This is a genomic window from Photobacterium aquimaris, assembly GCF_002954455.1.
Taxonomy (GTDB): Bacteria; Pseudomonadota; Gammaproteobacteria; order Enterobacterales; family Vibrionaceae; genus Photobacterium; species Photobacterium aquimaris.
This window is the reverse complement of sequence record NZ_MSCC01000002.1, coordinates 809,526-824,259: the sequence shown is the minus strand read 5'-3', so window position 1 is coordinate 824,259 and position 14,734 is coordinate 809,526. Positions and strand designations below refer to the sequence as shown.

13 protein-coding genes are annotated in these 14,734 nt (G+C 36.4%); 8 read left to right on the top strand and 5 right to left on the bottom strand.

The genetic code is table 11. The annotated features are described in order from the left end of the window. Positions 1 to 387 precede the first annotated feature (387 nt). A complete protein-coding gene (gene nagA, locus BTN98_RS14400) occupies positions 388 to 1,521 on the top strand; it encodes an N-acetylglucosamine-6-phosphate deacetylase (protein ID WP_060997923.1) in 1,134 nt (377 codons plus the stop codon). 104 nt (positions 1,522 to 1,625) lie between these two features. Here nagA and BTN98_RS14395 read toward each other — a convergent pair whose 3' ends face one another. Beyond that, positions 1,626 to 2,045, bottom strand: coding sequence for a hypothetical protein (locus tag BTN98_RS14395; protein ID WP_060997924.1), 420 nt, complete (start codon positions 2,043 to 2,045; stop codon positions 1,626 to 1,628). An 888-nt stretch (positions 2,046 to 2,933) separates the two neighbouring features. Between BTN98_RS14395 and BTN98_RS14390 the strand changes: the two genes are divergently transcribed. The 4 genes from BTN98_RS14390 to BTN98_RS14375 all read left to right on the top strand — a co-directional run bounded on the left by BTN98_RS14390 (position 2,934) and on the right by BTN98_RS14375 (position 6,170). Beyond that, positions 2,934 to 3,557, top strand: coding sequence for a hypothetical protein (locus tag BTN98_RS14390; RefSeq protein ID WP_060997925.1), 624 nt, complete (start codon positions 2,934 to 2,936; stop codon positions 3,555 to 3,557). 200 nt (positions 3,558 to 3,757) lie between these two features. Continuing rightward, entirely contained in the window at positions 3,758 to 4,678 is a 921-nt protein-coding gene (locus BTN98_RS14385) for a polyprenyl-phosphate transporter (protein WP_060997926.1), read from the top strand. Positions 4,679 to 4,853: 175 nt separating this feature from the next. Further along, positions 4,854 to 5,471, top strand: a complete 618-nt coding sequence (locus tag BTN98_RS14380) for an SCO family protein (RefSeq protein ID WP_060997927.1) — start codon at positions 4,854 to 4,856, stop codon at positions 5,469 to 5,471. A 435-nt stretch (positions 5,472 to 5,906) separates the two neighbouring features. Continuing rightward, positions 5,907 to 6,170 (top strand): Lpp/OprI family alanine-zipper lipoprotein, encoded by a 264-nt coding sequence (locus tag BTN98_RS14375; RefSeq protein WP_060997928.1) that lies wholly within the window; start codon positions 5,907 to 5,909, stop codon positions 6,168 to 6,170. Between the two features lie 272 nt (positions 6,171 to 6,442). On the opposite strand, the gene BTN98_RS14370 is transcribed toward BTN98_RS14375, so the two are convergent. The 3 genes from BTN98_RS14370 to BTN98_RS14360 form a co-directional block, all read right to left on the bottom strand. After that, positions 6,443 to 7,348: a L,D-transpeptidase family protein gene (locus tag BTN98_RS14370; protein WP_060997929.1), complete on the bottom strand. Its 906-nt coding sequence runs from the start codon at positions 7,346 to 7,348 to the stop codon at positions 6,443 to 6,445. Between the two features lie 289 nt (positions 7,349 to 7,637). Further along, positions 7,638 to 8,771 carry an acyl-CoA desaturase gene (locus BTN98_RS14365; protein ID WP_060997930.1) on the bottom strand — a complete coding sequence of 378 codons (1,134 nt, stop codon included), beginning with the start codon at positions 8,769 to 8,771 and terminating at the stop codon, positions 7,638 to 7,640. 89 nt (positions 8,772 to 8,860) lie between these two features. Continuing rightward, positions 8,861 to 9,346 carry a hypothetical protein gene (locus BTN98_RS14360; RefSeq protein ID WP_060997931.1) on the bottom strand — a complete coding sequence of 162 codons (486 nt, stop codon included), beginning with the start codon at positions 9,344 to 9,346 and terminating at the stop codon, positions 8,861 to 8,863. A gap of 191 nt (positions 9,347 to 9,537) precedes the next feature. Between BTN98_RS14360 and msrP the strand changes: the two genes are divergently transcribed. The 3 genes from msrP (at position 9,538) to BTN98_RS14345 (ending at position 12,756) form a co-directional block, all read left to right on the top strand. Beyond that, positions 9,538 to 10,551, top strand: a complete 1,014-nt coding sequence (gene msrP / locus BTN98_RS14355) for a protein-methionine-sulfoxide reductase catalytic subunit MsrP (protein ID WP_060997932.1) — start codon at positions 9,538 to 9,540, stop codon at positions 10,549 to 10,551. Then, positions 10,551 to 11,222, top strand: coding sequence for a protein-methionine-sulfoxide reductase heme-binding subunit MsrQ (gene msrQ, locus BTN98_RS14350; protein ID WP_060997933.1), 672 nt, complete (start codon positions 10,551 to 10,553; stop codon positions 11,220 to 11,222). The genes msrP and msrQ overlap by 1 nt, the downstream gene beginning before the upstream one ends. A 202-nt stretch (positions 11,223 to 11,424) precedes the next feature. After that, positions 11,425 to 12,756 (top strand): MATE family efflux transporter, encoded by a 1,332-nt coding sequence (locus tag BTN98_RS14345; RefSeq protein ID WP_060997934.1) that lies wholly within the window; start codon positions 11,425 to 11,427, stop codon positions 12,754 to 12,756. Positions 12,757 to 13,055: 299 nt separating this feature from the next. On the opposite strand, the gene BTN98_RS14340 is transcribed toward BTN98_RS14345, so the two are convergent. Then, the gene (locus BTN98_RS14340; protein WP_231730682.1) at positions 13,056 to 14,624 is read right to left on the bottom strand and encodes a phospholipase D family protein; all 1,569 of its coding nucleotides are present in this window, start codon (positions 14,622 to 14,624) and stop codon (positions 13,056 to 13,058) included. Between the last annotated feature and the right edge of the window lie 110 nt (positions 14,625 to 14,734).

The following is a 14,734-nucleotide window of genomic DNA, read 5'->3' as shown; positions in this document are numbered from 1 at the left end:
AATTAGACCTACAAAGTAAAATTTCACGATATATTTCCTCTGGGAGTATATATTGGAGTATTAATTAGTAAATAATATCATTAATAAAAGCTACAATTAGCTTTTGTATGACATATCGATAAAAAAAAGCGATAATCATACAAATTTTACTAATTAATCAGATAAAAGATTGACGAAGGATGATTGAAACAGGTATCTTATTTTTCATAGTGAAATAAGATTTTATACTCAGTGTTAAATCTTATTTCAAACCAATTATTCGGTACTCTATATATCATTTACACCGTGTCGCTCTCATCTGAATGAGGTCCCACTCGACATAGAGTAAAGTCACTACTTTGTCTGCTGATTAATGATCAGACTATAAAAATTAAAGTGAGTAATCATATGTTTGCAATTATTAACACTAACGTATTTGATGGTAAAACTATCCAAGAAAACCAAGCCATCTTTATTGAAAATGATATTATTTCACGCATTGTTCCAATGTCAGATGTTTCAGCAACTGAGTTACCAGCAGAAACATTTGATGCTAAAGGTTTATTAGCATCAGCAGGCTTTATTGATGTACAGCTAAATGGTTGTGGTGGTGTTTTACTGAATACTGCTATTAGCAAAGAAACATTAGATATCATGAATCAAGCAAACCTAAAGAGTGGCACAACACAGTTTTTGCCTACTTTTATTACTAGTGATGCAGAATCAATGGTTGAAGTGCTTAACATGGTTGATGCTATTGACGATCCAGCACAACAAGGTGTTCTTGGTTTACATCTAGAAGGCCCTTTCATCAGCACAGAAAAGAAAGGTGCACACCGTGAAGAGTTTATTCGTGAATTAGACCTAAAAACGGCGCAATATTTAGCTGATAATGCAGATAAAATCTGTGTACTAACAGTAGCACCAGAAAATACTGCACAAGAAGTTATCGATATTGTGAGTAATGCTGGCATCACAGTGTCATTAGGCCACACAAATGCAACTTATGACCAAGTTGCAGAAAAAGAAGGTCTAACTATGGCAACTCACCTTTATAATGCCATGACACCACTTGGCTCTCGTGAACCAGGCGTTGTAGGTTACATCTTCGATAAAAAACCACACGCTGGTATCATCGTTGACGGTATCCATGCTTCTTTCCCATCAGTTCGTATCGCCCATGAAATGTTAGGTGAACAACTATTTATGGTAACAGATGCTGTAGCGCCAGCAGGTACAGATATGACTGAGTTTGATATGGCTGGTTTACAAGCTTACGTAACTGATGGTAAATGTCATTACAAAGATGGCACTATCGCAGGTTCTGCCGTTACTATGATTCAAGGTCTAAATAACTTGATTGATCATGTTGGTCTTAGCCGTGAAGAAGCACTACGTATGGCAACATTATATCCAGCGAAAGCAATTAAAGTTGATAACGAATACGGTCTATTAAAAGCAGGTTATAAAGCAAACATTACTTTGCTTTCAGATGATAACCAAGTTAAGCACGTTTACCAAATGGGTAAAAAAGCATTCTAATTTAGGTTAACTCTCTAATAATAAATGTAATATAAAAGGCTGCCTTCGTGTGAACGGCAGTCTTTTTAATACTATTTTATTTTATGTTATCCGTATAATCTTACTTAAATCTTCGCGGTCATCGCTGATGTAACAACTGTTGATGAAGGCTGAATTGACGTAGAAAATACAACAGTATTACGTTTTGCTACTACAGACATTTGATATTCACGTAATTTAAAGTAAGCGTAACTCACCACGATAGAAAAAAACAGATAAGACAATGAGAACACAAATGGTGAACTGAGTATGCCAGCTTTAACTACCCACACTACTCCCATAACTGTAATCGCTAATTTTGCTGCCATCGCAACAAGCAGCATCAATAGTGCGAGTTGTGGATGACGTGTTGTACGAAAAGCTAACCAATAAGCTGTTCCTATCGCAACAGCTGCAATACCAAAACCTGCCATAAATGAATGAAAATGCTCACCTGACAGTATACCTGCTACTACGGATAACAACATAATCAACCCAAATATCATATTCATCCTCTCTATAATACTATCTACAAAATGTTTAAAAATAGTCTCTGAAGGTATTTTCTCATCTAAAAGCCGCATTGTATATATGGAGTAAAAGATTCCACTTATGAAAGTGGTGTCTCAGATAATGAAAAATAATAACCTAATGCATTGTTATTAAATAATTATAGTTAAAATATTGAGTGATAGAACAGTTAATAGTAATAAATCTCACTACCTAAAAAAAACATGCTTTATAGCAATTAATCCTGAAAAATAGCTGTAATAGGTGTTTTATATATCCTCTCCTCACGAATAACACCAAGTAATCACTATTTGATCGGGAGTTTAGCCATTATCGCAATTTATTTCTAAATATAAAAAACCACTACAAGCATTATCTACTTATAGTGGTTTAAGAAACTAATGAATAACGGTAAGCATAAAGATACTGACAGCAAGTACTATCGCCCCCACCGTCAACAATAATTCAAAGATATGTTTTGGCATATTACACCACTGATTCAGCTACGCTGTAACTTATTGCAGTTAATAAATACCATCTGCTTTCATAATAAGTCTGAGGAATTAAGTCTTTGTTTCTATGACAATAGTATAACTATAAATACTAAATATTAGCTGAACAACATACTGCTGAATATTGAATATGATATAGATATTCACCCAATAGGTTGATGTATCTATTTTAAAATTTACGAGTCATAGTTTGTTAACGATGTTATGGAACCGTAGTAACGACATTGTAATTCAATCGCTATCACATAATGACTGAATAAAATTGTAATTTATTTCGATAATTCACATACTTAACACTTTATTACTTATATTATAAGTTATATGCATTTATTTTTTTTAGGTTGTTTTGTTATTACTACAACGAGCTTAATAATGTCGGTAGCGGTAGCTGCACCGTTAAAAGCTATCATTAAATTATCACCCGAACCTATAACTCAGCAAACGGTTGATCTTCCTCTTAATGAGTATCATGCATTAAAAATTTTGGCTTTAAACAACGTAAGTAGTAGTCAGGCTCCTCGACCTTTCGACACATCTTCACATTCAGCACCATCACTAATATCTGATTACGATATCGGCATTGATATTAATAATAACAATATAAGGGATGACTATGAACGCCGCTTGCTCTATCAATACCAACGCCCTGAATATGTAGCGATGGGTATATTAGCAGCAGCACATTGGGACAGATTAACAGCGAGTTATTATCAAGATGATCGTATACCATCCATAACTGCAATCGCCTTACTTACTAATAATATAGCGATTAATCAATGCTATTACTCATTACAGCAGATAGATAACGCATTAGTTTCACCGATCTTCGATTACTTCAATACCGAGCACCGACTAGCGATAAAACAACATGCTGAAGATAAATTATTAGATATTATCGCCACATCGGCTTTTACGGTGCATTTTGATCCACAACCTTGCCAACGTTTTGTCCTATTAGCAGAGTCGATGTTGCAAACAACCTTAACCGTAGATTAACTAACACACTAATCTGACATAAATAAAACACCATTATTTATACGTTATGGCACCATAATAAATTAAATACTATCCACTATTCATATATTTCTATTGTCAGTCATAAGTAAATACTATACTTATGATTTTATAGTGGTTTTTAATCGTTCGCTGTATAATGCACAACCTAAATTATTCAGCTATCACTGTTACGGAATCCAATGAGTAAAATATCAACCTTCTTAAAAGGCATGGCAATGGGCGCAGCTGATGTTGTTCCTGGAGTGTCAGGTGGCACTATCGCCTTCATTACTGGCATTTACGATACGTTGCTTGAAAGTATTCGTCGTATCAACCCAAGTTTAATCGGGGTGATCCGCAAAGGTGGCATTAAAGCTGCCTTTGAGCACGTTAATGGCACGTTTTTAATCTGTCTCTTTGGTGGTATTTTAACGAGTGTCTTTACCCTCGCTAAATTTATCACTTGGATGCTACATACCCACCCAATTCCATTATGGTCGTTCTTCTTTGGCTTAATCATAATATCTGTGATTCACATGCTTAAACAAGTCGAAAAATTGAACATTGGGCGCATTATTTCAATTGCCATCGGTGTTGGCTTTGCTTACGGTATTACCGTTCTTCACCCTGTTGCAATGGATCCTACACCATTAAATCTTCTTATTGCTGGTGCGATTGCGATTTGTGCAATGATTCTTCCAGGCATATCTGGTAGCTTTATTTTACTACTACTTGGTATGTACGCGCCTATTCTAGCAGCAGCAAAGTCAGTCGATGTCGTGACTCTAGGTATCTTTGCTATCGGCTGTGTACTAGGACTACTAACATTTTCTCATGTATTATCATGGGTATTACGTAACTACCGTGATATCGCGCTTACTTTCCTTACTGGTTTAATGGTCGGTACTTTAAGTAAAATTTGGCCGTGGAAAGAAGTTATTTCGTGGCGTACAAACTCACATGGCGAGCAAGTACCACTTATTGAGCATAATCTTTCACCATTAAACTATGAGCATGTTACAGGCCATCCTGCGTTATTAGGCTATGCCATCTTTGCGATGATTTTAGGCCTTGCTGTAGTATGGGGTCTTGAAAAATACGCTGAACGTAACAACGACTAATTTTCCTTTCAAACGACCTATTAAAGCAGCCTTCGTGGCTGCTTTTTTTTGTTGTTTTTTACTATCAATGTAGCTACATCACAAAAAATTACTTCGTGCCTACCTTTTATAGACATCTCTATTCATAATTAGCTTATCCCAACGAAATTATTAGGGAATATATAAGGATGAATAAATGAAATACCAATGGATTATTCTTGCTCTTGCTTTAGTTGCAGGACTATTTACCAGTTACATGATGGACAGTAACGATCCTGATGTAGCTCGTGAACCTTATTATCCCATGAATTTTTTAGAATCAGGTACAGAAGCTATCGATTTATTTAACCCTGAGGATAAGCGTATACGTTTAGTCTATTTTGGTTACACGCAATGTCCTGATGTATGCCCGACATCATTAGCTGTATTATCTGCGGCTTTAAAAGCGCTTCCGCAACAACAGCGAGATCAATTATGGCCAGTTTTTATCTCACTTGATCCAAACCGTGATACCGCCATGATAAGTGCTCAATATGCAGCTCATTTTGATAATACAATTACCGGAGCAACCGGCACAGAGCAACAAATTAAAGCTTTAGCTGATACATATGGTGTACTTTATATTAAAAACACCTTAGAGAATTCAAAAATAAAATACGTTATAGATCACAACTCTTATTTTTATTTTTTAAAACCAAATGGAGATCTAATTAAAAAAATACCTCACTTGGCTAATCCCTCTCAATTAATTGCAACAATACCAACAATAACCGCTGAAATGACGAACAACGGAATAATAGAGAGGAACGAATAGTTAAAAAAATATATTATATATGATGCATATTGGCGGTATTTAATAATTAAGGTTCCTTTTCTCTTTACTATTAGTAATAAGTTATCAAATATTTTCACTATCGCTTTTTTAGTTTATTTTTTAACCAATTGTGTTATTTATTTGAGTATTGGCAAAATTTTACATTGCCCTGACTTTATCTATCATTAAAAACAAGAAATTACTTATAAGTCCTTATATTAAGCGGGTTTATGCTCCTTCATAATTAAATATAAATTCAAAAAAATGGTTAATTATGTAGTTTTTTTATTCAAAAACGAGATATTAATCAGATTTTTTTTCTTAGCTAAAAAAAATTAATGAGCAATTATAATAAGTTATGCCATAATGAATTTGCCAACTCAAACTTTTATTCAACAGTTGTAGTGGCTAAATCAATATGGAGATTATATAAAAATGAAACGTACTGTATCTATCTTAGCTGGTGTTTTACTAAGTGCTTCACTTGTAGGTTGTTCTAGCTCTAATGAAGTAAGTCAAATGCAGCAACTAACCAACAAAGTTGACACGCTATCTCAACAAGTTAGTGCACTACAAGGTCAACAAGACCAAATCGTAGGCGCAGTAAATGACTCTCGCGCAGCATCTGACGCAGCATACCAAGAAGCAATGCGTGCTAATAAGCGTATTGATCACATCGCTGGTTCATACACTAAGTAATCTATATTTAGTCGTAAAATACCTAAAGAGATGGCCTAGGCCGTCTCTTTTTATTTATAGTTATTTCTATTACTGCCCCAGTTTATACTTCTATTATTAAATACCTACTATATTATATCGAATAAAAAACAACGACAGTTCACAACTTATACCTTCGATACAAATACACTTTTATAATAATTGTATTTGTATTTATTATAATACTAAATACAAACAAATAAACGAGATAGTTATATCTCGTTTATTATTAATAGTTACACTCTAAGACTTAGTTATGATTTGATAATAACAGGTAAACCCGATTGCTTATCTAATTCAGCATTTAGTCTTTGTGTTGCCTTAGTATCACCTGCAATGTCATCAAGTAATGCTTTTGGTGCCTCTACATTCTGCTTAACACCAACTTGAGACTCATCTTTAGATAATGGTGCATGCACTTCAACAATCAACTCACCATCTGCAACACGGGATGTCTTTACTGGCTGATTAATAATTTGAACTTGCGTACCAAGGGGAACTTGTGGGAACAACCATTCAACATCCCAAGGGTTCATACGAATACACCCTCCACTAACACGCATACCAATACCAAAGTCTTTATTGGTACCATGAATAAGGTATTCGCCATGACCATAAGCTAGTCGCATTTTATAGTCACCCAATGGATTATCAGGACCCGCAGGCACAACCGCAGGTAAAATATCACCTTTTGCAGCATGCTCTTTACGAATTGATGCTGGTGGTGTCCAGGTTGGGTTTTTTACTTTTTCATTGATGGTTGTCGTCATATTGGGTGTGTCACGACCCACTCGACCAATACCAATAGGAAAAACATAAACAATGGAGGCATCATTTTTAGGGAAATAGTATAGACGTAACTCAGCAAGATTCACCACAATACCTTTATGGGCGACATCTGGCAGTATAACTTGGGTCGGTATTTGTAATAGCTTTCCAGGTTTAGGTAAAAATGGATCTACGCCTTTATTAGCAGCCATCATACCAAGAAAACCTACGTTATATTTATTTGCAATATCAGAAAGGCTATCATCTTGTTTTACTTCGTAATATTCGGTTGTACCAACGATGTTACTACCATCGCTAGGCAGTTTATATTCAATTGCATGCGCTGCGGATGAGGCTAAACATGTGAGTGACAAAAGTAATGCGCGGTACACGACAATATCTCCGGTTAAGATTTACAAACATACAATCATGGATGTAAAACGCTATAATTAATTATGCACATAGTAACTATATTTAATGATTACATGTACTTTTAAGCTTTACAGCCATACTACTTGATATCATTTTAATCTACTAGCTTATCGCTAACAGTAAATCTACAATAATATAAATAGTAACATGCTAACTAAAAGCATAATGACGCTATATAATTATAACTGTTAATAAAAAGAGCTGTTAAATCTTAGTAAGATCTAACAGCTCAATAACGATTATTTACTATTAAACGGTATATTGTTGTACTAAATATTTCCAATCACGACGTTGTTGGTTTAATTTCTGTTTAATCGTTTCATATTGTTGCATAAATTCAAAATTCTCATAATCATTGGCCAATTTCTGTTGCCGCAAATCGATCAGGCGTTTCTTCACTTGATAATAATCAGAAATTTTACTGATCAGGGCTTCATACTCGTATTGTAATTGCAATAAACGCGCACTGTTATTTGGCAATGCTTTAAATTGATATTGCAACCGCATAAACTCCATTTTCGCACGTGTTTTCTCAATTCTATCGGCAGAAGTAATTTTTAGATTTGTCGTCCATCCTAACCATGAGCAACTCTTGATCAACCATTTAGTTGGATCAAACTGCCACCAGCGAATACCGTTGCGATAATCATTCTCAAAAATATGGTGATAATTATGATATCCCTCACCAAATGTTAGCCATGCAATTACGCCATTATCACGGGCTGTATTCCTATCGGTATAAGGCTGAGAACCCCATTTATGCGCTAACGAGTTAATAAAAAATGTCGTATGGTGGCTTAACACCAACCGTAATACGCCTATAAACAATAATGCTCCCAAAACATTACCAAGTAGCAATCCGATAATGACTGGTACACCAATATTCATCATTGCCGCTAGTAGGAAGTAATATTTATGCTGCCAAACAACAATAGGATCATTTTGTAAATCAGAACAATTTGAATAATCGTGATAACGACTAGCTTGATAGTGTCGTAGCATCCAGCCAATATGACTATAAAAGAATCCCATTTTAGCTGAATAGGGATCTTTAAGATTATTATCTACATGGCGATGGTGTACACGATGATCAGAACACCAATGTAAAATGCTATTTTGCAACGCAAATGCACCACCAAGGGCAAATACCAATCGCAAAAAGCGGTTTGCTTGATAGCTTTGATGCGCCCATAAACGATGATATCCGGCAGTAATTGACATACCGCAGTAACAAAATGCCACCACTGTCATTACGATAAGCGCAACATCAAGGTGATAAAAATAGAGGTAGAGTGGAACACCAATAACTGCAATGGCAAATGTCAGTGTAAATAGACTCACATTCAACCAAATAATTGGCGGTTTTTGCTGTTGAGGTATCATCCTTTTTCACCTTATTTCAGCGTACACATGTAAGCTTGATTATACTGAGCACTTAGGGTGATTCAACCAACCAACAATATAAACCGTTATTACAACATCAATAATGTGATTCCAGCCGCATCAAAGCGTGCATTAACACAACGGTAATCGTTATGTAATGGTTGATAGTAACTTACTGGCATCGTCTCTTTTACCCCAGCTTTTATTAATGCATGGTGTTCATCCCGTGTCATGATGACGTATTCAAGATGATCATCAATAATAGTTTTAATGCTTTCAATCGTCACTTCATCATCGCGTACTAGTGTTTTGAAATGCCCTATAATCACTAACAATGGCATCATCATCTCTCTAACAAGCAATTTTCGTTCCTGAATATGCGCAGCAGCAACGGTTCGTTTACCTACATTAAAAATTTGTATCCAATCGGGTTTCCCTTGTTGAGTCACTAACCCATGTTGGTAACAATAATAAGCTTCTAAAAATATCCGTAAATGGCTATAACGCTCAGAATACACTTCGAGGTAAATATGCTGTAATTCAATACCTGCATTAAATTGATTAACTGCGTTCATGTAAATTATTACCTTTAAAATTAAAACTTAAACCTATTTACATTGGTACAAATCACCATTTAAGTTATTGTTTTATAAATACACAAATAAAAAAACAACTAAACATTATCAACTATTGAAATTTTAATCATCAACTTACGGTCTACTTAGGTAGTCGTTATTATTGATTTAAATATCGCAATAGGCACCTTATGCAAATAAAAATACGTCCTCGTTGGTCATTATTAGAAAACCAAGCTACTCCAGAATCGGTGTATCACCAACGCCGAGATATTTTGAAAAAATTAGGTATTGCCGCTGTCGGATTGCCACTATCAGCCAATGCTCATGCGGGATTATTTGATTTTATCTCATCATCACAACAAGAGTCTGTCGATCTCCGCCGCCAACTTAGTGGCTCACCGTCATCACTCTCTAACTCAACATTGTCACTGACACCTGAAGATAAAGTGCTTCACTACAATAATTTTTACGAATTTGGTACCGATAAGTCATCCCCTGCTATAAGGGCTGAGAAGTTTATCACTGATCCGTGGAAGGTCACTATTGATGGAATGGTAAATAAACCATTTAGTCTTGATTACGATGACTTATTTAACCAATTTACCTTAGAAGAACATATATATCGCCTCCGTTGTGTTGAAGCGTGGTCAATGAATATTCCATGGATTGGTTTTAGTTTACGCGACATCATTAAAAAAGCAGATCCGCAGCAACGAGCCAAATATGTTGCTTTTGAAACCTTATACGATCCTAAACAAATGCCAGGCCAAGCATCATCGCGTCTTGGCGGGGGTATTGAATACCCTTACGTAGAAGGCCTACGTATTGATGAAGCAATGCATCCACTGACGATGATCTCAGTAGGTTTATATGGCAAGACATTAGCCCCACAAAACGGTGCACCGTTACGCTTGGTTGTGCCTTGGAAATACGGTTTCAAAAGTATTAAATCTATTGTGCGAATTCACTTAACCGATCAACAGCCACCAACAACATGGAACCGCCTTGCTGCTAGTGAATATGGGTTTTATGCCAATGTTAATCCTAACGTTGATCATCCTCGTTGGAGCCAAGCAAGTGAACGCTTTATCGGTCAAGGCAATATCTTTAGTAGTCGCCGTCAACCGACACTGATGTTTAATGGTTATGCAGAAGAAGTGGCTTCGCTATACCAAGGCATGGATTTAAAAAGGAACTATTAATGCTCACTCGAAATGTTCAATCATACCGTCTTACGCCTACACGTATTTTGATAATTAAGGTCGTTATTCATGCGATTTCATTATTGTTTGTTGCGCTGTTGGTTTATAACACACTTAACGGTGGCTTTGGTGCAGATCCCATTAAAGGTATTGAACATTTCACAGGCAAAGCAGGATTAAATACGCTAATTCTAACCTTACTATTATCACCACTGGCGAAACGATATAAGCAAGGCGGATTAATTCGTCTCAGACGACTACTCGGGCTATACACGTTCTTTTGGGTTGCATTGCACCTTGGCGCCTATCTTGTGCTCGACCTTAATTTTGATTGGGCACTATTAGGTAGTGAAATTGTTAAACGTCCTTATCTTGCGATTGGTGCGGTAAGTTGGATCATTTTGTTATTGCTTGCGTTAACATCCCCAAAGTCAGCACAACGCCGTTTAGGTAAATCTTGGCAAAAACTGCATAATTGGGTTTATCTTACGTTGTTATTAAGTCCAATTCATTACTATTGGTCGGTTAAATCAGGCCTTGTTGAACCTACTTTTTACCTGTTTATTTGTCTCTTTTTACTCTATTGCCGTAAGCAAAAACTAACAACCTGGCTTACTAAAAAAAATATCCTATCCCCAGCTAGACCGATCTCAAAAACTTCTCACCGCTAACCCTCACTAGTATTACAGCAAATATACGAGCTTAATTTGTTGTAATCGATTGCTTAAGGATCGACCATCATCATAATTGATACTCAAATCGCGTGATCTCGACACCATAAATACAGATTGTTAGATTGACTAAGCTACTGAATCCACAGACAATGCGCACAATTTTTATATCTACTTCTGCGGTTTACATGGAATTTCTCCGATGACAGTATCAACAACTCAGCCATTATCCTTACGTGATGATTCGATTTTTCGCCTTTTTTTGCGTTATACCTTACCCACTATTGCGGCGATGCTTATTACTGGCATCTATGTTGCCGTTGACGGAATGTTTGTTGGTCACTTTATCGGTGAAGATGGTCTTGCTGCAATCATACTTGGATACCCTATCGGCTCTATTTTATATGCCGTTGGTGCCATGATAGGTATGGGAGCATCTGCACTTGTTTCGATAAAAATGGGTGAAGACAATATTCAACAAGCTCGCCAAATAGTTGGAAATGCACTAACACTGTGCATTATTGCTGCTATTATTTTTTGTAGTTTCGGCTTGGTCTTTGGAAAAGATATTCTGATTTGGATTGGCGCAAAAGATCATATCTTAACCATGGCCACAGACTACCTATTTTGGTACTTCACCATGGGTAGCTTTGCTATTGTTTCAATGGCATTTTCTGCACTACTGCGAAATGATGGTCAGCCTAACCGTGTTACCTTGATTATGATTTTAGGCGGCGTACTTAACATCTTTTTAGATTGGTTATTCATTGTTGTTATTCCGTGGGGATTAACCGGAGCTGCTATTGCAACAATGTTATCGCAAGCGGTGACCTGCCTACTGTGTTTACAGCATTTCTTTTCTGATAAGACTCAATTACGTATTGGCTGGGATAGCCTTAAAATTAAACTTGATACTGTGTTACAAATCCTCAAATTAGGTACTTCAAGTTTATTAATGTACATGTACCTGTCAGTAGTATTAATTCTTCATAACAAAGCATTTTTGTTGGTTGGAAAACCGATCCATGTTGCAGCTTATAGTATTGTGAGTTACACCGAAGCTCTGTTTTATTTAGTTTTTGAAGGTATAGCTTTAGGTACTCAGCCTTTAATTAGTTTTAATACCGGTGCTGGTCTTAAAGATAGAGTTAACAAGCTTCGTAATCTTGCTTTTATAACCACCCTATTAATTGCGGCAATTGGCGTGATCACTTTATACAGTATTCCAGAAATCGTGGTGCATATGTTTGCAGGTGATAATCCAGTACTCCAGCCTGTAGCAATTAACGGCATGTCACTGTATTTTTGGGGACTTCCTTTTGAAGGAGTATTGCTGGTTGGAGCAACTTACTTTCAGGCAATCAATATGCCAAAAGAAGCCTCACTGCTCACTGGTGGTAAGTTATTTTTGATCTCAATTGCCATTTTTGTATTGGCTTATAGCGTGGGAGTTAATGGCGTTTGGCTAGCATTACCACTTTGTAGCGCTGCGCTTACGTTATGGATGGTTTATCGATTAAAAAAACTCGCATAAACAGCTTCGATTAACAACAACCAACACCACGAAACGTAATAAAGAAAACCGATAGTCTGTCTTAATAACAAATACAGCTATCGGTTTTTTATTGCTAATCAGCTGTAGCGAATATATTAAACTTCTGCGATAACCGCTTCTTTCTTTTCAACAAGATGACCTTCTGCGCCATGCATCCACTGAAATACACAACTCACCTAAGGTATGGAAGAAATAGGAAGCCAATTGCGAGGAATAACAATGCAAATACAAACTTTTAGGAATAAAAACAGCGGCTATTAGTGTAGAAGGACAATCAATTATAATAAAAAATTAAACATCCATGACGGCAACCACATATATTTCATCTTGGTAAGATCAGGATCTCCAGCACCGTAAACATTAACTTTATTACCTTCATGATCGGTTGCTTCATTCTCGGCAACAATTTTATAGCCTTGCTGAGCTCGTGAGAGCATACTTCTTTCCACTGCTTGAACCAGTTCATCATTACCCTTACAAAATAACCCCATTTCAGTATTATAATGATTAGAGCGGTTATCTATATTATACGTACCCACCATCACCTCATTGCCAAGGCTGCGTTTATAAACCTGAGTTTTTGCGTGCATGCCCCATCTAGCTTGTTTTGTTTTAGGATAAACCACATCCGTTTCAGCGATCCACTCACCTGCATGCACATAAGTTGTAATACCTAATTTCTGCCAATCATAAACATGGTGATACAATTGCCCTGCGACATAGGAGGCGTCTGTCGATGACAATGAATTGGTATAAAGAATGAGTTTAACCTGCTTATCTAACATAGTTTGCATGAGATGCTCAGACTTACGGTTATTGAGCAAGTAAGGCGATGCCAAAATAAGTTCTTGATCAACTGACATCACTTTGTCAAAAATAGTCTTACGTAAAAATCGGTAATTATCACTGTATGGTTCTTTAAAACGCGTCCAAAATGAGCCACCGGGAGCATCGGTTGTAAAGGTAATTTCTGGGCATAAATAGCGTTTTTTTTGTAATAATAGTGGCCGTGCAATCGCTTCTATTTTAATTCGAGCAGCTTGCTCAGCCTCATTAGGCGCTAAAAAATCAGCGACTTGTACTAATCGTCGTTCATATTTTTGTAATTCAACCCTAAAAGTCGGTTTTTGGGGTGATTGGAAACGTTCACTTATACTGTGTTCATAAAAAGCATCAAACGAATCCGCCATTGCAGTAACAATAGAGCCTTCAACATATAAATCCCGATCAAGAAAATTATAATGCGTAGATAAATCAAAATAATCGTTTTCTATATTGCGCCCACCAGTAATCGCTTCTCGATCATCAACCACCAACAATTTGCGATGATTTCGAAAATTAATCGTTGAAATATAATAAATGGGTGCCGCATTGTAATAACGCACCTCAATATTATATTGCTGCAACGCCTGTGCATAAAACTCATCAAATTCAAATACCGTCGCTGACTTATCAATTAATATTCGAACATTAACACCGCGTTTAGCTGCTGCCACCAACTCACGAACGATAATCTTGCCACTTAAATCAGGCGAAAATATAAAATATTCGACATCAATACTTTGTTGTGCTCGACGAATCATATCAATGCGTATTTGTAGTGCTACAACACCACTGTTTAATACTTGGATTTCATTTCGATAAAGATCGGTATTTGGATCGTAAATATCCACTTGATGGTAAGGATAAGGATTCGTTTTTGATAAGTCGTGATAACTATCAAAGTCTTCATCCCAATAGACAAGATTACACCCAGCCAGTCCACTAGCAGCGGCGATCACAGGCAAATACATTAACCGATAATACCATCGACACTTGGTACGATTACTGCTCTGGTTCCAATTCACGTGCCCTCCTTACTTGCTGTCATAAAAACGTATCGCTACATCAACTTGTTATAATTATAAACCCCTCTTATTTTATAACACTCCATCAACAAACAGGCGATATTGCCAAC